The sequence below is a fragment of the Qipengyuania algicida genome (genome assembly GCF_009828025.1).
GTDB classification, from domain to species: domain Bacteria; phylum Pseudomonadota; class Alphaproteobacteria; order Sphingomonadales; family Sphingomonadaceae; genus Qipengyuania; species Qipengyuania algicida.
The window spans coordinates 303,593-324,181 of record NZ_WTYA01000001.1 but is presented as its reverse complement, the minus strand read 5'-3'; the positions used below and the strand labels follow the sequence as shown (position 1 = coordinate 324,181).

At 61.9% G+C, this 20,589-nt stretch carries 20 protein-coding genes and 1 pseudogene; 7 read left to right on the top strand and 14 right to left on the bottom strand.

Translation table 11 applies throughout. The features are described 5' to 3' along the window. Positions 1 to 80: 80 nt before the first annotated feature. From GRI58_RS01675 to GRI58_RS01645, 7 genes are all read right to left on the bottom strand, one after another. Entirely contained in the window at positions 81 to 2,168 is a 2,088-nt protein-coding gene (locus GRI58_RS01675) for a TonB-dependent receptor (RefSeq protein ID WP_160751809.1), read from the bottom strand. Between the two features lie 86 nt (positions 2,169 to 2,254). Next, complete coding sequence (locus GRI58_RS01670; RefSeq protein WP_160751808.1) at positions 2,255 to 2,674, bottom strand: hypothetical protein; 420 nt, start codon at positions 2,672 to 2,674, stop codon at positions 2,255 to 2,257. A gap of 140 nt (positions 2,675 to 2,814) precedes the next feature. Further along, positions 2,815 to 4,224 carry a type I glutamate--ammonia ligase gene (glnA, locus tag GRI58_RS01665; protein ID WP_160751807.1) on the bottom strand — a complete coding sequence of 470 codons (1,410 nt, stop codon included), beginning with the start codon at positions 4,222 to 4,224 and terminating at the stop codon, positions 2,815 to 2,817. Between the two features lie 66 nt (positions 4,225 to 4,290). Continuing rightward, complete coding sequence (locus tag GRI58_RS01660) at positions 4,291 to 4,629, bottom strand: P-II family nitrogen regulator (protein WP_160751806.1); 339 nt, start codon at positions 4,627 to 4,629, stop codon at positions 4,291 to 4,293. A 230-nt stretch (positions 4,630 to 4,859) separates the two neighbouring features. Further along, positions 4,860 to 5,801: an N-acetyl-gamma-glutamyl-phosphate reductase gene (gene argC / locus GRI58_RS01655; protein ID WP_160751805.1), complete on the bottom strand. Its 942-nt coding sequence runs from the start codon at positions 5,799 to 5,801 to the stop codon at positions 4,860 to 4,862. After that, entirely contained in the window at positions 5,798 to 6,139 is a 342-nt protein-coding gene (locus GRI58_RS01650) for an SH3 domain-containing protein (protein WP_160751804.1), read from the bottom strand. The genes argC and GRI58_RS01650 overlap by 4 nt, the downstream gene beginning before the upstream one ends. Positions 6,140 to 6,258: 119 nt before the next feature. Then, positions 6,259 to 7,638, bottom strand: coding sequence for a leucyl aminopeptidase family protein (locus tag GRI58_RS01645; RefSeq protein ID WP_160751803.1), 1,380 nt, complete (start codon positions 7,636 to 7,638; stop codon positions 6,259 to 6,261). Between the two features lie 123 nt (positions 7,639 to 7,761). On the opposite strand from GRI58_RS01645, the gene GRI58_RS01640 reads away from it, so the two are divergent. From GRI58_RS01640 to GRI58_RS01630, 3 genes and pseudogenes are all read left to right on the top strand, one after another. Continuing rightward, complete coding sequence (locus GRI58_RS01640; RefSeq protein WP_160751802.1) at positions 7,762 to 8,553, top strand: PdaC/SigV domain-containing protein; 792 nt, start codon at positions 7,762 to 7,764, stop codon at positions 8,551 to 8,553. 39 nt (positions 8,554 to 8,592) lie between these two features. Further along, entirely contained in the window at positions 8,593 to 9,420 is an 828-nt protein-coding gene (map, locus tag GRI58_RS01635) for a type I methionyl aminopeptidase (protein ID WP_160751801.1), read from the top strand. Positions 9,421 to 9,491: 71 nt separating this feature from the next. After that, a pseudogene (locus tag GRI58_RS01630) lies at positions 9,492 to 9,847 on the top strand (VOC family protein). Between the two features lie 38 nt (positions 9,848 to 9,885). Here the strand turns inward: GRI58_RS01630 and GRI58_RS01625 are convergent. From GRI58_RS01625 to ccmA, 3 genes are all read right to left on the bottom strand, one after another. Further along, positions 9,886 to 11,856: a putative bifunctional diguanylate cyclase/phosphodiesterase gene (locus tag GRI58_RS01625; RefSeq protein WP_160751800.1), complete on the bottom strand. Its 1,971-nt coding sequence runs from the start codon at positions 11,854 to 11,856 to the stop codon at positions 9,886 to 9,888. Positions 11,857 to 11,998: 142 nt separating this feature from the next. Beyond that, entirely contained in the window at positions 11,999 to 12,649 is a 651-nt protein-coding gene (locus GRI58_RS01620; RefSeq protein ID WP_160751799.1) for a heme exporter protein CcmB, read from the bottom strand. Then, positions 12,649 to 13,272 carry a heme ABC exporter ATP-binding protein CcmA gene (gene ccmA, locus GRI58_RS01615; protein WP_160751798.1) on the bottom strand — a complete coding sequence of 208 codons (624 nt, stop codon included), beginning with the start codon at positions 13,270 to 13,272 and terminating at the stop codon, positions 12,649 to 12,651. The genes GRI58_RS01620 and ccmA overlap by 1 nt, the downstream gene beginning before the upstream one ends. A gap of 69 nt (positions 13,273 to 13,341) precedes the next feature. Here ccmA and GRI58_RS01610 point away from each other — a divergent pair, with 69 nt between their 5' ends. Next, positions 13,342 to 13,635, top strand: a complete 294-nt coding sequence (locus GRI58_RS01610; RefSeq protein ID WP_160751797.1) for a 4a-hydroxytetrahydrobiopterin dehydratase — start codon at positions 13,342 to 13,344, stop codon at positions 13,633 to 13,635. A 12-nt stretch (positions 13,636 to 13,647) separates the two neighbouring features. Here GRI58_RS01610 and GRI58_RS01605 read toward each other — a convergent pair whose 3' ends face one another. The 4 genes from GRI58_RS01605 to GRI58_RS01590 all read right to left on the bottom strand — a co-directional run bounded on the left by GRI58_RS01605 (position 13,648) and on the right by GRI58_RS01590 (position 18,693). Then, positions 13,648 to 14,454, bottom strand: coding sequence for an SDR family oxidoreductase (locus GRI58_RS01605; protein WP_160751796.1), 807 nt, complete (start codon positions 14,452 to 14,454; stop codon positions 13,648 to 13,650). An 84-nt stretch (positions 14,455 to 14,538) separates the two neighbouring features. Continuing rightward, positions 14,539 to 16,629 (bottom strand): alpha/beta hydrolase family protein, encoded by a 2,091-nt coding sequence (locus GRI58_RS01600; RefSeq protein WP_237452004.1) that lies wholly within the window; start codon positions 16,627 to 16,629, stop codon positions 14,539 to 14,541. Between the two features lie 189 nt (positions 16,630 to 16,818). Next, entirely contained in the window at positions 16,819 to 17,763 is a 945-nt protein-coding gene (locus GRI58_RS01595; protein WP_160751795.1) for an OmpA family protein, read from the bottom strand. Positions 17,764 to 18,066: 303 nt separating this feature from the next. Continuing rightward, on the bottom strand, positions 18,067 to 18,693 hold the full coding sequence (locus tag GRI58_RS01590) for a DNA-3-methyladenine glycosylase family protein (RefSeq protein WP_202386728.1): 627 nt from the start codon (positions 18,691 to 18,693) through the stop codon (positions 18,067 to 18,069). Positions 18,694 to 18,766: 73 nt separating this feature from the next. On the opposite strand from GRI58_RS01590, the gene GRI58_RS01585 reads away from it, so the two are divergent. From GRI58_RS01585 to GRI58_RS01575, 3 genes are read left to right on the top strand one after another with little or no spacing between them, the layout of a single operon-like run. After that, positions 18,767 to 19,084 carry a 2Fe-2S iron-sulfur cluster-binding protein gene (locus GRI58_RS01585; RefSeq protein ID WP_160751793.1) on the top strand — a complete coding sequence of 106 codons (318 nt, stop codon included), beginning with the start codon at positions 18,767 to 18,769 and terminating at the stop codon, positions 19,082 to 19,084. Between the two features lie 42 nt (positions 19,085 to 19,126). Further along, the gene (locus GRI58_RS01580; RefSeq protein ID WP_160751792.1) at positions 19,127 to 20,140 is read left to right on the top strand and encodes a cysteine synthase A; all 1,014 of its coding nucleotides are present in this window, start codon (positions 19,127 to 19,129) and stop codon (positions 20,138 to 20,140) included. Positions 20,141 to 20,171: 31 nt separating this feature from the next. After that, entirely contained in the window at positions 20,172 to 20,543 is a 372-nt protein-coding gene (locus GRI58_RS01575; protein WP_160751791.1) for a hypothetical protein, read from the top strand. Positions 20,544 to 20,589: the final 46 nt, after the last annotated feature.

Genomic DNA, 20,589 nt, shown 5'->3' with positions numbered 1-20,589 from the left:
CACCGAGTAGGAAAATCCCATCGCCACGTCAGCCGGAGCGCCCGCCACCCGTCGATGAAGGTGGGTAGCGGGCGACCAGTTCAGAAACGCAGCTGCGCACGCACGAATGCCGAACGTCTCGGCGCGGGCAGCCGCGCGCCGACCGGCACATCGGAATCCATTACCCGGTTGTATCCGGCGAGATGCGGGGCATAGCGACGGTCGAACAGGTTTTCGACACCCGCCGACAGCGTCAGGCCCGGGATCGGCGTCACATGGCCGAACACATTGGCAATGACATAGCCATCGCTGGACTGCTCGCCATTGGTGACCGAGACATCGCGCTGCGCTGCGTAGCCCACGCCTTCGGCGGTCAGTGACCACATCGCGCCGGGCGACCAGGTCAGATCGAGCCGCAGATTGGGCGGCGCGATGCGATAGAGATTGTCGGATATGTCACGTCGCTTGCCGCGCACATAGGTGGCGGTGCCATCGAACTGCAGACTGGAGGTGATCGGCGTACCGAAGTCGAGATCGGCACCATAGATTTCGGCATCGACATTGGCGAAGCGCAGCGGTGACGCGTCACCATTCATCGATGCGACCATCTCGACCATGGAATCGACCACGCCCGGTGTCGCGTCATAGGGGACGCCTTGGATGTAATGGTCGATCCGTCGGTAATAGACCGAGGGGCGGGCATAGAAACCGTCTTGCGCCCAATCGACCCCGGCCTCCGCTATATATGCGATCTCCGGGCGCAGCGTGGGATCGCCGATATAGACATTGCCATCGGCGAGGCCGCCACTGGCTTCGATCGGAAGCCAGGCAAACCGCTCGATTGCGCTGGGGGCGCGGGTCTTGCGCGCCAGCGTCAGGCGCGGGGTGAAAGCGCCCTGATGGCTCCAGAACCGGGCCACCACATCGACAGTGTCGTCGCTCCAGTCGCGCGGACCAGCAATGAACTGCGCGGCGAGCATGCGCGCGCCCATCGGCAGCGCCGGTCCCACCAGCGGTATCCCTGCGCTCATTTCGTGATGGTCGATCCTCGCGCCGATCTCGCTTTTGACCGGACCAAGCCCGCCACGCCATTCGAGATAGGCACCTACCCGGTGCTTCACCACATGCGGCTGTGCATCGACATAGAACCCGGCGTTGTTGGGATTGACCACGCGCGCATCGCGGTCAGCGGCCTCGAAATCTGCTCCGAAGCCGAAATGGCGCGTGGCGCTGCCAAGGGTGAAATTGGCATGGCCAGTGAAGCTGTCGCTGTGGACGTTGATCCGCCGGAACATCATTGCAGCGGCAGGGGCGGGGCGGCTGGTGAAATTGTCCATCGCGTGCGACACATCGTTATAGCCCAGCCCGACATCGAGATGCAGCCTGTCGGTCAGATCGAAGGCGCCGTGCATATTGGCGAAGGTCGTGTGGAAGAAAACGATGTCCATCGGCAGCGCGGGCGTTCCGGCGTGGCCGGTGTCCTGCTGGCGAACTTCGAAGTCGAGTTCGCCGCTGGCGGTCTTCATCCCCGCCTCCACGCCATAGACATCGCGCGCATAGCTGGTGTCGCGGATGCGGCCGCCGGGGATGCGGGTATCGCCGCCTTCTTCGTGCGATCCGATAAAGCCGATGCGATAGCGGTCATTGGCGAGGCCGACGATGCCGCCGCCCGACCATCCCGTATCGCTGGAATCGTAACCTGCGGAAAGATCGGCATAAGGCTGCAACGCGCCGCTTGCGCCGAAAGGCACCGATTTGAGATGGGCGTCGAAACCGCCACCAAGTCCTGGCCCGTCGCGAACCGGAGAAACCCCGCGATCTACCGTGATGCTTTCGAGCAACGGCAACGGCGCATAGTGCAGCGGCGGGTCCATCTCGTTAGGGCTGCCCGATTCAAAGCGTTGCCCGTCGATCCGCACCAGCAGGCGATCGCCCGTCACGCCGCGATATTGCAGCCGACCCGAAAGCGGCCCGTTGAAGGCATCGCCGGCACCGGGTAGGCGGGCGGCGATGGCAGTGGCATCGGCCGTTGCGGTTCCGGCGGTGGTGGCAGCAATCGTCGCCTGACCGGTGTCGGCCGTGCCGGTTACGACAATGGTGTCGGTAAGGGGATCGGGCGTAGATTGGGCGTGTGCAGCAAGCGGAAGGGCGAGCGCAAGCGCGCTTGCACCGAGGGAAAAGCGGTACATGGCATTCTCCGAAAGATATCGGCCTGAAGCGCGCGCCATGGCAGCACGCGGGCCGGAAAGTCATGCGGCGCGAAGGCCGCTGTGGCTCATGCTCTTTCGATAACCGGGGGGCCGGTTTGTGGCGGGGGCAGCGCGCGCGCAACCCGCTGCGGGCTGGCCGGGGTCTGCACCAGACCGGGCGGAGGGCGGGTCAGCCATTTCGGCGCCGGGAGAGCGGGCGGCGTGCCGCCTTTGTCCAGGGCCAGTGACAGGCTGGCGAAATGACAGATCTGGCTGTGGTCGCTGGACGGTGCCGGATGATCCCGGTCGCCGTGCGAGGCCATGCCCATATTGGCCATCGCCGCTTGCGGCCCCATCCCATCGCATACCGCAAGGCTGAGCCCGTGCGGCCCGGCAACCGGCATCCATCCCGCTGGCACCAGCGCGCGTAGCAGGAATATGCTGGCGAGCAGCAGGACCGGCAGACGCAAGCCGGAACGGAATGGATGGCGAGGGCGCGTGGCCATGGGCAGCGCCTTTATAGATTGGCGCAGGCAAGGCAAGCGGGCGGCACTTGCGGCGGCAGTGTGTCGCCGCCCCAAAGCGAAAGGGGCGCCCATCGCTGGACGCCCCTCCTCGGTGAACCGGTGCCTATGACGGCAAGAGGTTAAGCTGAATAGTACAGATCGAACTCTGCCGGGCAGGGGGTGGTCTCCACGCGGAGCACTTCTTCCCATTTCAGCTCTGCATAGGCGTCGATCTGGTCCTTGGTGAACACATCGCCCTTGAGCAGGAACTCATGATCGGCCTCGAGCGCTTCGAGCGCTTCGCGCAAGCTGCCGCATACGGTCGGCACGTCGGCCAGTTCGGCTGGCGGCAGGTCGTATAGGTTCTTGTCCATCGCCTCGCCCGGATGGATCTTGTTCTGGATCCCGTCCAGCCCCGCCATCAGCAGCGCTGCATAGGCGAGGTACGGGTTGGCCATCGCATCGGGGAAGCGGAATTCCACGCGCTTGGCCTTTTCGCCCGCACCATAGGGGATGCGGCAGGAGGCAGAGCGGTTGCGCGCCGAATAGGCCAGCAGCACCGGCGCTTCGAACCCTGGAACCAGCCGCTTGTAGCTGTTGGTGGTCGGGTTGGTGAAGGCGTTCAGTGCCTTGGCGTGCTTGATAACGCCGCCGATGTAATAGAGGCAGTTGTCGCTGAGGCCGGCATAGCCATTGCCCGCGAATGTCGGCTTGCCCTTTTCCCAGATCGACATGTGGGTGTGCATCCCCGAACCGTTATCGTCCTTGATCGGCTTGGGCATGAAGGTCGCCGTCTTGCCATAGGCATGGGCGACCTGGTGTACGACATATTTGTAGATCTGCATCCGGTCCGCGGTTTGCACGAGCGTGCCGAAAGTCAGGCCAAGCTCGTGCTGGGCGGCGGCGACTTCGTGGTGATGCTTGTCGCAGGGCAGACCCATTTCGAGCATGGTCGAAACCATCTCGCCACGGATGTCGACGGCGCTGTCGACCGGCGCAACCGGGAAATAGCCACCCTTGGCGCGCGGCCGATGAGCCATGTTGCCGCCTTCATATTCCTTGCCGGTGTTGGTCGGCAGTTCAATGTCGTCGATGGCGAAGCCCGAACCGGCGTAGCCATCTTCAAACCGGACATCGTCGAACATGAAGAATTCAGCTTCCGGTCCGACGTAGACGGTATCGCCGATACCGGTCGATTTGAGGTAGTTTTCCGCGCGCTTGGCAGTGGTCCGCGGATCGCGCGCATACCAGTCGCCAGTCGAAGGTTCGACGATGTCGCAGAACACGATCATCATCGGCTCTGCGCTGAACGGATCGACATAAACCGTTTCGAGGTCAGGCTTGAGGATCATGTCGCTTTCGTTGATCGCTTTCCAACCCGCGATCGAGGAGCCGTCGAACATCAGTCCGTCTTCGAGCTCATCTTCGCCCAGCACCTTGGAGACCATGGTCAGGTGCTGCCACTTGCCCTTGGGATCGGTGAAACGCAGGTCCACCCACTCGATGCCGTCTTCCTCGATTTGCTTGAGGACCTGTTTAGCCTTGGACATTTGAATACGTCTCCGTTGTCGAATTGTTGTCAGTCTGAATGCGTTGCGAGAGTGGTTGCGCTCTGATCAGATCGCATCGTCGTCGCGTTCGCCCGTGCGGATGCGCAGCGCGGTTTCGATGTTGGTCACGAATATCTTGCCGTCGCCGATCCGCCCGGTCTGGGCCGCGGCGGCAATCGCTTCCACGGTGCGATCGGCCTGGTCGTCGGATACCACCACTTCAAGCTTCACCTTGGGCAGGAAGTCGACCACATATTCGGCCCCGCGATAAAGTTCGGTATGGCCCTTCTGGCGTCCGAAACCCTTGGCTTCGGTGACCGTGATGCCGGACACGCCGATTTCGTGCAGCGCCTCCTTCACCTCGTCGAGCTTGAAGGGTTTGATGATCGCTTCGACCTTTTTCACCTTGTACGATGCTCCCGCTGGCTATGGTCGGCCCCGAATGCCTCCCGCGCGTCTACTCACGCAAAGTTCCAAGAATCGTGCCAACCGCGTTAACCCATGGCCTAGACCATGCAACGCATCATGCAAGGGTCGGTTTGTGTAATTTTCGCAATGCCAGCGTGAATGATGGCGCAATGCAGCATTTGTGGCGAAGCATTGCGATGCCTAAACGTTAGCCGGGTGCTGCCTGTTTATTGGGCAGAACCCAGCCGCAGGCCGCTCGTTTCGGGCAGGCCGCACATCAGGTTGAGTGACTGGATCGCGGCGCCGCTGGCGCCCTTGCCGAGGTTGTCGAGCACCGCGATCAGGCGGACGTGATAACCGTCCTCACTGCCGCGAACATGCAGCGTCATGCCATCGTGCGACGGCTGGGCGGCGTGCAGCAGCACCTCGTCGAGCGGCCCGGCGTCGCGCACGGTTACGATCGGCGATGCGGCGTAGAATTTCTGCAATTCGGTGCGTAGCGCATTGGCGGTCACGTTGCCGTCCATGGCGCCCAAGTGCAGTGGCACTTCCACCACCATCCCGCGATAGGCGGGGACGACGGCAGGGGCGAAGATGACGCCGTGCTTCAGCCCGGCATGGACCTGCATTTCGGGCCGATGCTTGTGTTCGAGGCCCAGCGCATAGGCGCGAAAGGCGATGTCACCTTCGGCGTCGAACCGTTCGATCAGCGCCTTGCCGCCGCCCGAATAGCCGCTCACCGCATTGACGGTATAGGGCCAGTCGGCAGGCAGTAATCCGGCACGCACCAACGGCGCGACCAGCCCGAGAAAGCCGGTGGGATAGCAGCCCGGATTGCTCACCCGCCGCGCTTCGGCCATGCGCTCGCGCCCGACCAGCTCGGGAAATCCGTAGAGCCAGTCATCATCGGTGCGATGCGCGCTGGATGCGTCGATGACGCGGGTTCCCGCCGCCGGGTTGAGCAGCTCGACCGCTTCGCGCGCTGCATCGTCGGGCAGGCACAGGATCGCGAAATCGGCTTCGTTAAGCGCATCGCGACGGGCGGACACATCCTTGCGATGCGCCTCGTCGAGCGTAATCAGCGCAAATTCGTCGCGCGGGGCGAGCCGTTCGAGGATTTCGAGCCCGGTTGTCCCTGCGGCTCCGTCCACAAAGACCGAACGCGTCATACCCGTTCGAGCACTGCGAGCGGGAGATAGCCGACGAAGCCATCCTCCCCGACCTGTCCCCAAGCCCAATTGCCCGAGATGTCGAGCACGTTGAACAGCGTTCCGGCGGTCAGCGCGGCGCGTTCTGGTGAATGGTCTCCCTGCGCGGCATGCAAGGTTGCTGATGTGGTGAGGCGATGGGCCATCGGAACTGCGTAATGCGGGACGAAGCACAGCCCTGCCAGGCGAATGTGCGCCAGATCCCCGCGCACCGGCCAATGCGCTGCATCGAGCGTCTTGCTCGGCCCGGTCAGGGCCAGCTCTCCGGTGGGAGCGTCGGTCACGAAGAAAAGGTCCATTTCATGTGTAAACCGCGCGCTTACCGTCAGAGGCGAAAAGGGGCAAGCGCGGCGGGCAAATTGTACCGGATGGGGGCACAGTCAGGTGGCCAAACTGCCCATCTGTGCCCGCGATGACGTTAGCCAAAGCGTGCCCTCAGCATATGCCATGACGCGCGCAGGCCGAGCGCCTCGCCGCCCTTGGGCCGGCCGGGCTTGTGCGTGGGGCGCCATGCGAAAGTGTCGAAATGCGCCCAGTCGATCTCCTCGCCCACGAAGCGGTCGAGGAACAGCCCGGCGATGCTCGCCCCGGCAAAGCCGTTGGTATGGGTGTTGTTGGTATCGGCGATTTCGGAGGAGAGATAATCGCGATAGGCGTCGGGAAGCGGGAGGCGCCAGACCTCGTCATCATGCGCGAGGCCCGCTTCGATCAATGCATGCGCGGTCTCGTCGCGGCGCGTCATCAGCGCGGGCAGGTCGGGGCCGAGGGCCACGCGGGCCGCGCCGGTGAGGGTGGCGAAATCGATGATGAGTTCGGGCTTTTCCTCGCTCGCACGCGCCAGTGCATCGCCGAGGATCAGCCGCCCTTCGGCATCGGTGTTGCCGATCTCTACCGTTAACCCCTTGCGGCTCTTGAGCACATCTCCGGGGCGGAAGCTGTTGCCCGAAATCGCGTTTTCGACCGCGGGCACGAACAGGTGCAGGCGCACCGGCAGATGGCCGCCCATTACCAGCGAGGCGAGTGCCAGCGCATGTGCGCTTCCGCCCATGTCCTTTTTCATCAGCAGCATCCCGCTGGAGCTTTTGACGTCGAGCCCGCCCGAATCAAAGCACACGCCCTTGCCGACGATCGCCAGCACCGGCGCGTCCGGCTTGCCCCAGGTGAGGTGGATCAGGCGAGGTGCATGGCTGCGCGCGGCTGCGCGGCCGACCGCATGGACCATCGGATAGTCGCGCTCCAGCGCATCGCCGCGGATCACTTCGAGTTCCGCGCCATGATTCTTAGCGAGCTTTTCGGCGGTTTCCTCGAGCGCAGCAGGGCCCATGTCCTCGGCAGGCGTGTTGACCAGATCGCGGACCAAGCCGACTGCGCGCGCCTCGGCGATGGCGGGATCGATCCGCCCGACCTCCTTGGTCAGAAGGATGCGCGGTCCGGTGGCGTGTTCGTTGCGGTGGTAGCGCGTGAACGCATATTGCGCGGTCTGCCAGCCATGCAGCGCCGGTCCGGGTTCTCCGGAAGCGCGGCGATAGGTGCCTGCGGGCAGAATTTCCGCAAGTTTTGCCATGCACCAGCTAGACAGCCTGTCCGGATCGGCCACACCGCCGACCGCGAACCAGCTCTCGCCATCGGGGATGATCGCGGTCTGGTATCCGGCCCCGTCGAACTTCTGCGCGGCCAGAACGGCGCGCTGAGGGGCGGATAGCGACTTGGCCCAGCTCTCGAAACTGTCCTTGTTGACGAGGTGGAGGGCAATCGCGTCCTGCCCCCGGTCTGGCTGGATAAGTGGAGTTTCTGTCATTGCGCCTTTCCTGAGCGGCGGGTTTCATGGCATTGGGGCATCATGCTCCAACGACTGCTACGAAGTCCCCTCTTCCCGATAATGCTCGCCCTGTCGAGCGCAGGCTGTTCCTCGCCGAGAGACATGAAGAAACAGACCGCCGTAGCGCCCGACCATGGCAGGTCGGTTGCTGCGCAGGCCACAGCTTCGGCGGTGAAGCAGGCGGCGGCGGATGCAAAGCCGGTAGATTTCACCGATAATGAGACCGCACCGGGTAAGGTGGAAGGAAGCCGCAGGTTCTCCTATAGTTGGCCCGCGGCGGTCAGCGCGATCCCCAAACTCGCCGCGCTGCTGACCCGCGAACGCGACAAGGCACTGGCCAGCCAGAAAGCTCAATGGAATCAGGCGCTGGCCTCCACCCCCGACGATTGCGCGAGCTGCCGCAGTTTCGGGACCAAGAATGAGTGGCAAGTTGTCGCGGATTTGCCGCAATGGCTCAGCCTGTCCGATCTCGCCTACGTCTATTCAGGCGGCGCGCATGGAATGACCGGGTTGAGTTCCCTGGTGTGGGATAAGCGCGTGGGCCGTGCGGTGACGGGCAAGGAAATGTTCCGTTCTCCCGGAGCGCTGGAGCGGGCGCTTGGCCCCACGCTGTGCGAAAAGCTGGACAAAGCCCGGGCAAAGAAGCGGGGGGAGCCGATTCCCAAGCCCAGCGGCTCGGACGATTTTCTCAATGGCTGCCCGCATCTCGACGAAGCCACGATTTTGCCCGGATCGAGTGGAGGTGAGAAATTCGACCGCATCGGCATCTGGTTCGGCCCCTATGTCGCCGGACCCTATGCCGAAGGCAGCTATGAGCTGACCTTCCCTGTCGATTCCGCGATCATCGATGCCGTAAAGCCCGAATATGCCTCCGCTTTCACCATTAGCCGCTGACCGCTCGCAATTTGACGCGGCAATCGCTAGATAGCGCCTATGACCGAATACCAGACGATCGATAGTGACGAGGCCGTTTATCGCGACGGCACCATCAAACTCCACAATGAAGCAGGCTTCGAAGGGATGCGCCGCGCCGGACGGCTGGCGGCTGAAATCCTGGACGAGGTTGCCACCATGATCGAGCCCGGCATTGCCACCAGCGCCATCGACGACCGGGTGCGGGAAATGACATTCGACGGCGGCGCAGTGCCCGCAACGCTGGGCTATCGCGGCTACACCCATAGCTGCTGCATCTCGGTCAACCATGTGATCTGCCACGGTATTCCGAGCGAAAAGACGCTGAAGGACGGCGACATAGTCAATGTCGATGTGACCCCCCTGCTCGACGGCTGGCATGGCGATACCAGCCGGATGTATTTCGTCGGCGAGGTGCCGCTCAAGGCCAAGCGACTGGTCGATGTGACCTATGAATGCCTGATGCTGGGGATCGAGGCGGCCAGGCCCGGAGCGCGGTTGGGCGATATCGGTGCAGTCATCGAACAGCACGCGCGCCAGCACCGCTATGGTGTGGTGCGCGAATTTTGCGGGCACGGTGTCGGACGGCTGTTCCATGACGCGCCCGAGGTGATCCATGCCGGGCGTGCGGGCATCGGTCCGCTGCTCAAGCCGGGAATGTTCTTCACCATCGAACCGATGATCAACCTCGGTCGTCCGCATGCCAAGATGCTGAGTGACGGATGGACCGCGGTGACGCGAGACAAGAGCCTCTCGGCGCAATTCGAACATTCGATCGCCATTACCGAGACGGGTTGCGAGATCTTCACCGAAAGCCCCAAGGGCCTGCACCGGCCGCCTTACGCCTGACGATTTGTGCTTAGCGCCGATGTCATCGCAGGATATGCTGGCGCGCCTCTTGAGCAAGAGGAGGGCTTGTCATGGGTATTACCGGAATTGGCGGTGTGTTTTTTCGGGCGAATGATCCCGACACGCTGAAGGCATGGTATCGCACGCATCTTGGCATCGTGCCCGAGGGATGGGATCCGTGGCAGCAACAGGCAGGACCGACAGTGTTCATGCCGTTCCAGGCGAGCACCGATTATTGGTCAGCGGACAAGCAGTGGATGCTCAACCTGCGGGTTGATGATCTGATGCGATGCTGGCCATGCTAAAGCAGGCTGGCGTCGAAGCCGTCACTAATGCCGAGTGGGACAGCCCGGAAACGGGCCGGTTCGCGCGTATTCATGACCCCGAAGGCAATCCGATAGAGCTCTGGCAACCGCCTACAGACTGAAATCGGACTGGTTTTGGCTGGTTCAAGGTGCGCCCGCGTCAGGCGATCTTCCTTAATTCCGTTTCGGACGTCCCAGCGTTGCGTTTGCAAAGGCGAACGAACTCGTCAAACGGCATCGGTCGCCCGAAGTGGTATCCCTGCATGTTGTGACAGCCGATTGCCCTGAGGATTTGCGCCTGATCTTCCGTTTCCACACCTTCCACGATCACGCGCAAGTTGAGGCCGCGAGCGAGATAGATTGCGCCGGTGATCAGCGAGATCGTGTTGCTGTCGGTGGTCAGGCCAGTGATCAGTGATTTGTCGATCTTGATATGGCTGAAGCCGTAGGAGCGCAGGTAATGGATGCTGGTGAAGCCGGTGCCGAAATCGTCGAGCGCCACCGACATGCCCATCTTCTTGAATCGACTGACCGCCGCGATCGCGCGTTCGGGATTGGTCAGCAGATAGCCCTCGGTGATCTCAAGCTGCAGCCTTTGGTGGGGCAGGCCGCAATCGCGCAGGACCGCATCGACATGATGACTGAAGCCGGGATCCTGGAACTGGCTGGGCGAAACGTTGACGCTGACTTTCAGGTCTTCGATCAACGCAAAATCCCGACAGGCGCGCTCGAGAACGAACTGACCGAGTGGGTGAATCTGGCCAGTCATTTCGGCAACTTCGACGATCCGTTGAGGATTGAGCTGGCCTTCCCGGCGGCGAGGCCATCGGAGCAGCGCTTCGGCGGCGATGATTTCACCAGTTTCTGCATTGACGAGCGGTTGGTAGTGGACTTCGAATTCACCGTTCCTGAGGCCGCGCCCGATCTGCTGTTCGATCTCGAGCCTGTGCAACCGGCCTTGATCGAAGCTGGCGTCATATAGCGCGACCTTACCCTTGCCCCCGGTCTTGACGTGATACATGGCCATATCGGCACGACGGAGCAGTTCGAGGCCGGTCGATTGGCCGTCGAAATTTGACGCAATTCCGATGCTGGCGCCGACTTGCAGGACATGTCCGTCAATGGTCAGTGGCTGGCAGATTTTCGCACTTACCTTGTTCGCCAGCTCCTGTGCTGCTTGGGTCGCATGAGGCGTTTCGATCAGAATGGCGAACTCGTCACCGCCGATCCGTGTCAGTGTCGCGAAATCCGGGCACGTCGATTGAAGTCGCGAGCTGATCTCGCTGATCAGTGCGTCGCCCGCCTGATGACCATGCGCGTCGTTGATGTCCTTGAACCCGTCCAGATCGATGAACATCACTGCTTGGCTGTCGGTGGAGATGTGGGGACGTTGCTCCAGCAGATTGAGATGGCTCAGCAGTTTCCTGCGATTGGGCAAGCCGCTGAGCTGGTCGGTAAAGGCAACGCGACGGTTTTCCTCGCTCAGTCGTTCCGCTTCTGCCTTCTGGTTTTTCAGGTCGCGTTGCGAGCGGATCAGCTCAGAGAAATCTTCATTATAGCGCGACGCCACCACGATCATGCCCACAGTAACGAACAGCAGAACCAGAGATGAGGACAGCATCTCGCCGTCCTCGACCCAGGCGAAATAGCCGACGAACAGACTGCAACTGGTGGCTGCCACGCGGATCGCCACCACACGGACCGCCAGTAGGCAGAACACGGAACTGACCAGAGTGAGGCCGAGAAAGAAGGTCAGGTGGCCGCGCGTGTAGGGGGTGCCCAAAGGGTAAATCGCGAGGCACCATCCGGTAAAGATCAACGTCATAACGACCGCGAGACTGCACGTCCGCCGGATCATTTTGACCAGATTCATGTTCGCTTCCATCGGCACGCTGCGGCGTTTCCACCACCAGCAAGCGCGCAAGGCAGCGATGGAGCAGAAGCACAGGGGCATGACCAGAGTCAGGAATACGAGGTCGGCACGGTAGAACTCAATCGCAATGACGAGAGCATTGCAGATCAGGATCATGTAGATCAGCGGAATCTGTTTGGTGAGCGACTGGAATTGCGCACGAATGAGATCGTCGTCGTCAGTCTGAAACGCAAGATGGGCGAATAGCGGACGCCACATTTCGGCCCCCAATAGTTCTGGATCCTTGTGGCTGCTTATCGGGAAATCCGGATTTTGCCGTGAACGGGCCTTACCGTAAATCTACTTAGACCTCCCATCGGCGCATTATGGCTGCTCGTTTGTGCGCAGCGCGATGGAATACTCAGGCGTCGCGGACAGATCGGATTGCGGCCGCTGCTGCAAAAGGTGCTATGGCGACAAACAGAAAGCTGATTGCTGCGGCGAATGCGATCGCCGACGGATCGGGCCGAGCCAGTGATCCTGCCCCGAAAATCAGGATCGGAATGGCGAGGGGGATGAGCATCAGACCGGCCAGAGCCGCCCCGCCGCGCAGGCTGGCGGTGAGCGCAGCGATGGTGAGACCGATTGCCGCAAGACCCGGCGTTCCCGCCAGCAGGCCGAGCAGCAAGGTTGTGAGCTTGTCTCCCGGCAGGCCAAGGAGCGCTGAAGCGGGCAGAGCGGCAATCAGTAACAGGGGTGCGAACGCGAGCCAATGCGCGATCATCCGGCTGGACATCGCCGCTTCTTCCGCCACGCCGCGTAGAGCGAGCTGATCGAATACGCCGCTTTCGAGATCCGCAGCGACCAACCGTTCCAGCGGGAGGATCGCCGCGAGCAGCGCCGCGACCCAGATCACTCCACCACCGGTGCGTGCGAGCAATTGCGGCTCGGGTCCAACTGCGAAGGGATAGAGCATTGCAACGGCGAGGAAGAACAACAGCGGCAGCAGCGATCCGCCGCGCCTTCCACCGGGGAGCAGTATTGCAAGATCGCGCTTGAGGAGAGTCAGCATCACCACGGATGGTCTCTCAGGTCTATCGCCTGCGCATCGGGCAGAGCGATCGGCTGGTGCGAAGCGACGACAATCGCTCCGCCCGCCGCGCGCCGCTCTGCGATCAACTCTTCGACCAGCGCCACCCCATCGATGTCCAGACCGTTGAGCGGCTCATCGAGCAGCCAGTGATCGGCGTTCTGGATCAGGAGCCGCGCGAATCCCGCCCGTTTGCGCTGCCCGGTCGAAAGATAACGCACCGGGACATCTGTCAGTGAGGACAGTCCCATGCGCACCATTGCTGCGCTTTGATCGCTGCGTGCAGCTCCGTCGATCCGCGCCCAGAATGCAAGGGCGTTCTCGAGCGGCAAGACCTCGTCAAGCGTGCAGTGTGCATCGAGCAGGCCGAGGCGCCCTTGCCAGGCCACGCTTCCGCGTTTCACATCCGCTGCCCCCAGCCGGTCCGATGGTGACGAAGGGCGCAGTCCGGCGAGAATCTGCAACAGCGAAGACTTGCCGATCCCGTTGGGCCCGACGAGGTGCACCGCGCCGCCCGCTTCTACCCAGATGTCGAGCGAGCCAAACAGCAAACGGTCGCCCCGTCGGCAGAACAATTCCCATGCTGTGAGCGCCGAAGCTTGCATGACATTGCCGGTTAGGCAAAAGCCGCCAGACGGACAAGCGGCCTGTCCGCATGGTGAGTGGAGAATACAGTGTCGGTAGAGCAATTGACCAAAGACGAGCGCAAAAGCTGGCTTGATGCGCTCAGCGAATGGAGGCTTTGTCGCGATGACAGTGCGATAGAGCGGACCTTCGAATTCGCCAATTTCTCCGAAGCCTTCGCTTTCATGACGCGCGTTGCCATGCTGGCCGAACGCAAGGATCATCATCCCGAGTGGTTCAATGTCTACAACAAGGTCGAAATCACCCTCACCACGCATGACGCAGGCGGGTTGAGCCTGCGCGACGTCAAGCTGGCGCGCAAGATCGACAAGCTGCTGGCCTAGGGGGCGGGCGGATCACTTGCCCAGCGGGCGAGCCGATCCGCGCACCTGCTTCCGGACACGTCCGGGCATCCAGCGCGCGCCGAATGCGAGGTTCTTGGCGGTCTTGCCGACAAGTGTGTGCAGCTTGTCGCCATGAACGGCATTCCAGGCAGCTTCCGCGACTTCGCTGGCCGGTGTGATCTCCAGCCCCGCTTCAGTCACGCGGCTGCGGATATCCTCGTTTGCGCCATGGTGCGGATTCTTGTCGAGGAGCGGCGTGTCGATGAAGCCGGGCATCAGCGAGCGGACCTTGATCCCATCCTCGGCCCATTCGGCATCGAGGCTTTCGGTCAGCGCGCGCACGCCGAATTTCGTGGCCGAATAGACGCTCGCGCCGGGTGTGCCATAAATCCCTGCGGCGCTGGCAGTGTTGAGCAGGCACGATCCCGGAGCACTGCGCTTGAGCCATACATACGCCGCCTGTGCGCCGAAGAACACGCCCTTGAGGTTGATGTCCATGCAGCGATCTATTTCCTCAGGGCTATTCTCGATCAGCGCACCGCCCAGCGGGATCCCGGCGTTGTTGGCGAGCACATGGATTTTGCCGCCAGCAGCGGTGGCGAACGCGTCGAGCGCAACATCCCAGGCCGCGCGGTCGCGCACGTCGAACACATGGGCGTAGGAGAATCCGCCCGGAAGCATATCCTCGGTCGCGTGCATCCCGGCTTCATCGACATCGCCCAGACCGACGAACCAGCCCTTGTTGCCGAAATGGACGGCGATCGCGCGCCCGATGCCGGAGGCTCCGCCGGTGATGAAGATTGCCTTGCGCGTGCTCATTATCGTCTCTCTCCCAAAGCAAGACCGGCACGGGGAGGGTGTTCCCCGCGCGGGTCTGCTTGTCGGCTGTGCCGAGTGGGTTCGTCAACTGCCCTCGGTCGATCCAAGTCCTTTGACGAATTGTGAGCCAGCGATGATCTCGGCAGTCGAATCCTTGACCGCATCGCCAATCGGCTGCGCGCGGCCACCAAGGCACGGGGCGAGGAAATTCTCCGCTACCGCATTGAAGGCGATGTTGTTGTCCGGCTTGCGGAAGCCATGCCCTTCATCGGGAAACAGCACATAGGTGACCGGGATTTGTGCCTTTTCCATTGCTGCAACGATCTGGTCGCTCTCGGCCTTGTTGACGCGCGGATCGTTGGCACCCTGACCGATCAGCAGCGGCTTTTTGATCTTGTCTGCCGAATAGAGCGGGCTGTCCGCCTTGATCGCGGCGAGGCCTTCGGGGGTGGTCGGGTTGCCCATCCGGTCGTGGAACTGCTGGATGATCGGCTTCCAGTAGGGCGGGATCGTCTTGAGCAGTGTTTCGAGGTTCGACGGCCCGACGATATCGACGCCGCAGGCAAAACGCTCTGGATAAAATGCAAGGTTGGCGAGCGTCGCATAGCCGCCGTAGCTGCCGCCCATGATCGCAACACCGCCTTGGCTGGTGATGCCTTGCTTGATCGCCCACTCCTTGGCGTCCTCAAGGTCGTCCTGCATTGCGGTGCGCCATTTGAGATTGCCCGCGTTGATGAAGTTCTTCCCGAAGCCGGTAGAGCCGCGGTAGTTGACGCTCATCACCGCGTACCCGCGATTGGCGAGCCACTGGTGTGTCGTATTGTAGCCGTAAGTGTCGCGCGCCCACGGACCGCCGTGGACGAGCATCACCATCGGCACCGGCTTGTCCGGAATGCCGTTACCGTCGGGATCGCTGCCCGGCGGCAGGGTGAGATAAGACACCAGCGTCAGACCGTCGCGCGCCTTGATCGCCAGCGGATGCATGGGCTGAAGCGGAGCGCCTTCGAGTTCCGGCCTGGTGGTGTAGAAATCGGTCAGTGTGCCCGCCTTGCGATCGTAGATATAGGTCCTGCTCGGGCTGGTGACGGGATCGTTCCATACCACCCAGACGGCATCGTCGTCGGTGCTCGACTGGACGCCGAAATCGCCCTTCAGCTTGCTGCGCAAGAAGTCGAATGATGCCTTCATCTCCGGATCGAGCGCGGTCCATTCCCTCGTCAGATAATTGACCGAATAGGCCTCGACCACGCCGGTTTTCGAATCGCGCAAGGTGCCGCCGATATCCGCCTTGGGATTTTCCGCGATCAACGTGCGTTTGCCAGTGGCGACATCCTGCGCGTACAGCGCTGCGGTGTCGCGCCCGCGGCTGTCGATCCAGTAGAGCGTCTTGCCGTCGGTGGTGAAGCCGGCGGGGCTGGTTGTCAGCGCATCGTCGAGCGTGGTGCTTTCCACCGGAGTGTCGGCAATTTTCCCATCGCTGATGGAGAAGAAGTCGGTCCCGCCTTCGGCGTTGGGACGGGTCGCCATCCGCAGCTTGAGGTTGTTGTCGGCCATGAAGCCGGCATAGCCATCGTTCTGGAGCACTTCGGTGAGCTTGCCCGTGTTGAGATCGAGCAAATAGACGTCGTGGAACTGCGGGTTGCGGTTGTTGAGCCCGACCAGCACCTTGTCCTTGATTACCGTCGATGCCCCAAGCAACTGCACCCGCGTCTTGTCGAACGGGGTCAGCTTGGTTTCCTTTCCGCTCGCAAGATCGACTCCGTAAAGCAGGAAATTCTCGTCGCCGCCTTTGTCCTGGACGTACAAAATGCTCTTGCCATCGGGTGCCCAGATATAGCCTGCGGGGGGGCGATCGGTGATGCTGGTGATGCGTCTTGCGGCCGCAGGATCATCGACCGGCGCAACAAAGATATTGAGCGTGTCCTGCCACGGAGCCATCCAGCTCAGCCACTTACCGTCCGGGCTGATCTCGCCGCCCGACTTAACCGGATTGCCGAACAGGGCTTCGCGCGGGATCAGCGCAGCGTCTGCAACCGGAGTTGCAGCGGTGTTGGCGGCGGTGGCGGAAGTGGTGTTTGCTGCGGTCATCGGCTTCTCTGAATTCATCGTGGCGCATCCCGCCAGCACCAGTGAAGCGACAGCGGCAAGCAAGCCATTGCGATAGCTCGTGGTCATGCAAATTCTCCCCTCAGCGAATTGCTGGGGTGAAGGTATGGTGCGCACGAGCAGGGCGCAAGGGGCTTGGGGCGGCGCGTCTTCCAGCAGCCGGACAAATGAAAACGGCAGAGGTCATAAGAAATGACCTCTGCCGCTGTTCTTATCATGAGCTAAGCGGCAGAGTACGCCGCTTATTTCGACGGGTTGTTACTGCATCCCGTCGACGCTCTTGGAGACGAGGATGTTTACCGCTACGCGGCGGTTCTGCGCCTTGCCTTCGGGTGTGGAGTTGTCGGCCAGCGGGTCGGCCGTGGCCATACCGGTCGGGGTCAGCATCCGCCACGGCTTCCAGCCGCAAGCCTGTTGCAGATAGTTGACCACGCCAGCCGCCCGCTTCTCGCTCAGACGCTGGTTGACTTCCTGGCTGCCGGTCGAATCGGTGTAGCCGACCACCAGCAGCAGGGCGTTGTCGGTGCTCTCCGCCTGGGTTGCGGTCTGGCAAAGTTTGGCCTTGTCCTCGTTTGACAGCTTGTACTTGCCGGTGTCGAAATTGACGTTGGTGGTAGACTTGATGTTGTACTTGTCGATGTCACCCACGCGGCCGCGCAGTGCTTCGGTCGCCGCAGCATTCTGTTCGATCGCTGCGCCCTGTTCGGAAAAGCGCTGGTTGGTGCCATTATGGATCATCTCGGCAGTGCGAAGATCCTTGTTCTTCATATCGACATCAGCGGCAACGAGGTTGTTGCCCCACTGCTTCGTCTCGACGGTGACGGGCAGGCCCGCCAGCAGCGAATCGGAGGCCAGTTTGTTGCTGTTGAGGCCGAGGAAACCGCCGCTGGATTTGATCTGCGTCGCGCTGGAGATCGCAATCATCGTGGCGGTGCCATCGGATGTGGTCACCTGCATCCGATTGCCCTTGCGTGCGGTGATCACACCGTCGATCTTTGGTCCGTCGGCCATGCCGGAAAGATCGGTCGGCACATTGCCCCACACGTTGATCTGGGAGTTGTCGGCGGCTTGATTGCCCTGCATCGCCTGCTGGTCCTGCTGCGCGGCCGGCAGCTGCTCCTGAGCGGACAGGCTGCTGGTCGCCGGAGCGGCTAGCATAGCGGCGAGGGTGAGAATGGCTGTCTTGTTTGAAATTAATCGCATTTTATGGTTCCTTATACTGCAACAGACGGCTCGCGGCTTCGCGGCACTTGCCACGACCATCCCCCGAAATAGATAGCGCGTCCGGCTGTCGGTCCCCCTCTGGTTAATGGTTGAATCGAATTCGCGGCCCACCTGCCGCTTATGAACTGAGTGGATGGGCTGCCTGTTCATCTTACCCTGTCGGTTTCATGAACACATTGTTGTGCTCTCCGCCACGCCGTTTATCCGAGCGGCACGTGCGGTGAACCGTTGCGACTCGCATCGCATCATTAACCATAATTGGGTGGGCCGCCCAAGGAATCGTCAGAGCGCAGGATTGTTGTAGCAATGCCAGGTGAAGATGGCGGCTGCACCGCGATGGGGACGCCATGCTTCTGCCAGATTGCGGGTGTCCTTTTCCGATGGGCGCTCCGCCAGGCCCAGCAGTCTGGCTACGCCTTGCTGCACCGCCAGATCGCCCGCTGGCCAGATGTCTTCCCGCCCTTCCGCAAACAGCAGGTAGATTTCCGCCGACCAGCGACCGATGCCCTTGATCCGGACAAGCTGCGCAATCGCTTCCTCATCGTCCTCAGGTAATTCATGGAGCACCAGATCGCCGCTAGCCACCAGTTCGCACAGGCTGCGGGCGTAGCCTTGCTTCTGGCGCGAAAGTCCGCAGGCGCGCAATGTATCGAAATCGCGGTCAAGCAATTCGTGTGGCGCAAAGCCTTCACCCAATTCAGCTTCGAGTTTGTTCCAGACCGAAGCCGCCGCAGCGACCGAGACCTGCTGGCCGACGATGGTCCTGAGCAGCGTCATATAGCCTTTGGGTCGGATGCGCGGCTCGGGATAGCCGACACGTTCGAGAGCTGCGGCGATCGCGGGCTCGCGCGTCGCGATCGCGTCGAGTCCATGGCTTAGCTGTTCGGAGGTCAGGCCCACATCACGCATCCTTGCAAAATCACGACTGCGCCCTTAGCAGCCGCCTTCACGTCACTCTACACGCAACAGGAGCGCCTGCCCGATGCCCAAGCTGATCGTCACCACCCGCGAAGGCGAAACCTCCGAAGTCGAGGTTGGCGACGGACTGACCGTGATGGAAACCATCCGCGACAATGGCTTCGACGAACTTTTGGCACTGTGCGGTGGGTGCTGTTCTTGCGCCACCTGCCATGTTCATGTCGATCCGGCATTCGCCGATAAGCTTCCCCCGATGGGCGAGGATGAGGATGATTTGCTGGAATCGTCCGATCATCGCGTGGCAACCTCGCGATTGAGCTGCCAAATTCCCTTCACGAGCGATCTCGATGGCCTCAAGGTTACTATCGCCCCTGAAGATTGATGTTGTTTGCGGTAGGCCGGGCGCCTGCCTATCTCGAATGGCATGAAGCTATTACCTCCGCGTGAAACCACGCTCGACTTGATTGGCAACACCCCCCTCGTGAAACTGGAGGGGCCGAGCCGCGAAGCGGGCTGCGAAATCTACGGCAAGTGCGAGTTCATGAATCCGGGCGCGAGCGTCAAGGATCGCGCGGCGCTCGGCATCATCCGCGATGCCGAGGCGCGCGGCGAACTGCAACCGGGCGGCTGCGTCGTCGAAGGCACCGCGGGCAACACCGGGATCGGCATCGCGTTGGTCGCCAACGCGTTGGGCTACCGCACGATCATCGTGATGCCCGACAACCAGAGCCGCGAGAAAATGGACACGCTGCGCGCGTTGGGGGCCGAACTGGTGACTGTACCGCCGACCAAGTTCTCCGATTGCAATCACTTCGTCCATACCAGTCGTCGGCTGGCGGAAGAGACCGAAGGCGCGATCTGGGCTAACCAGTTCGACAACACTGCCAACCGCAAGGCCCATATCGACGGGACGGCGCGCGAGCTTTGGGAGCAGCTCGATGGCCGCATCGACGGCTTCACTTGCGCGGCAGGCACTGGCGGTACGCTGGCTGGCGTCGGGCTGGGCCTCAAGGAATTCGACGAGGCCATCACCATTGCGCTGACCGACCCGCACGGCGCGGCACTCTATAATTATTTCGCGAATGGCGAATTGCAGGCCGAGGGGTCTTCCGTCGCTGAAGGCATCGGGCAGGGCCGGATTACCGGCAACCTCGAAGGTGCGCCGATCGATACGCAGTTCCGCATTTCCGACGGGGAAGGGCTGAAGTGGGTTGCGCGGCTGTTACGCGAAGAGGGGCTGTGTCTGGGCCTGTCCAGTGGAATCAATGTCGCCGGTGCTATCGCCCTGGGCCGTAAACTGAAGGCCGATGGTGTCGCTGAGCCGCGCGTGGCGACGATTTTGTGCGATACCGGTTTCCGCTATCTTTCAACTCTCTACAATCCGGAATGGCTGGCGGCAAAGGATTTGCCGGTGTTCGATTGGCTGCGCGAGGATTGACGACGTGGCAAAGCGGCCTAGTTTGCCGTGGATGCGGCGACCTGCACCAATCTCCGATACGCCAAACCCCGATCCGCTCGATGCCGCGCCGCTCGGCGGGAACAAGTCGGAGGCGATGTATCGCCTGCAGATCGGCATTTCGGGCGTCGTAGGCATTCTGATGCTCGTCGGGCTTGCCAGCATTATCGAAAACCGTGCAAAGCAGGTCGAAGCGGATTCAGTGCCCGAAGCAGCCGCTACGATGACCCCGTCACCGACACCGAGCAAACCCGATCCTTTGGCTGAGGCGGGCGTTGTCCCCAATCTCCCTGCCAGCCCCACTCCTGCCGATAGCGCTGCGGTGGGGGACTCGCCTCCACCGGCTCCAGTGGCCACGGCAACTCCCACCCGACCTGCGCAATAATCGCTCGGGGTCGAGCTGAGACCCGTCGTGCTCTCTCCATGCAAAG

Bases quoted from the DNA above. Each gene is read 5' to 3' on its own strand.
- GRI58_RS01675 (WP_160751809.1), bottom strand. From the start codon at position 2,168: ATGTACCGCTTTTCCCTCGGTGCAAGCGCGCTTGCGCTCGCCCTTCCG.
- GRI58_RS01600 (WP_237452004.1), bottom strand. From the start codon at position 16,629: ATGACCACGAGCTATCGCAATGGCTTGCTTGCCGCTGTCGCTTCACTG.
- GRI58_RS01625 (WP_160751800.1), bottom strand. From the start codon at position 11,856: ATGTGGCGTCCGCTATTCGCCCATCTTGCGTTTCAGACTGACGACGAC.
- map (WP_160751801.1), top strand. From the start codon at position 8,593: ATGACCGAATACCAGACGATCGATAGTGACGAGGCCGTTTATCGCGAC.
- ccmA (WP_160751798.1), bottom strand. From the start codon at position 13,272: ATGCAAGCTTCGGCGCTCACAGCATGGGAATTGTTCTGCCGACGGGGC.
- GRI58_RS01575 (WP_160751791.1), top strand. From the start codon at position 20,172: ATGCGGCGACCTGCACCAATCTCCGATACGCCAAACCCCGATCCGCTC.
- GRI58_RS01605 (WP_160751796.1), bottom strand. From the start codon at position 14,454: ATGAGCACGCGCAAGGCAATCTTCATCACCGGCGGAGCCTCCGGCATC.
- GRI58_RS01640 (WP_160751802.1), top strand. From the start codon at position 7,762: ATGAAGAAACAGACCGCCGTAGCGCCCGACCATGGCAGGTCGGTTGCT.
- glnA (WP_160751807.1), bottom strand. From the start codon at position 4,224: ATGTCCAAGGCTAAACAGGTCCTCAAGCAAATCGAGGAAGACGGCATC.
- GRI58_RS01645 (WP_160751803.1), bottom strand. From the start codon at position 7,638: ATGACAGAAACTCCACTTATCCAGCCAGACCGGGGGCAGGACGCGATT.
- GRI58_RS01585 (WP_160751793.1), top strand. From the start codon at position 18,767: ATGCCCAAGCTGATCGTCACCACCCGCGAAGGCGAAACCTCCGAAGTC.
- argC (WP_160751805.1), bottom strand. From the start codon at position 5,801: ATGACGCGTTCGGTCTTTGTGGACGGAGCCGCAGGGACAACCGGGCTC.
- GRI58_RS01580 (WP_160751792.1), top strand. From the start codon at position 19,127: ATGAAGCTATTACCTCCGCGTGAAACCACGCTCGACTTGATTGGCAAC.
- GRI58_RS01590 (WP_202386728.1), bottom strand. From the start codon at position 18,693: ATGCGTGATGTGGGCCTGACCTCCGAACAGCTAAGCCATGGACTCGAC.
- GRI58_RS01595 (WP_160751795.1), bottom strand. From the start codon at position 17,763: ATGCGATTAATTTCAAACAAGACAGCCATTCTCACCCTCGCCGCTATG.
- GRI58_RS01670 (WP_160751808.1), bottom strand. From the start codon at position 2,674: ATGGCCACGCGCCCTCGCCATCCATTCCGTTCCGGCTTGCGTCTGCCG.
- GRI58_RS01650 (WP_160751804.1), bottom strand. From the start codon at position 6,139: ATGGACCTTTTCTTCGTGACCGACGCTCCCACCGGAGAGCTGGCCCTG.
- GRI58_RS01620 (WP_160751799.1), bottom strand. From the start codon at position 12,649: ATGCTGACTCTCCTCAAGCGCGATCTTGCAATACTGCTCCCCGGTGGA.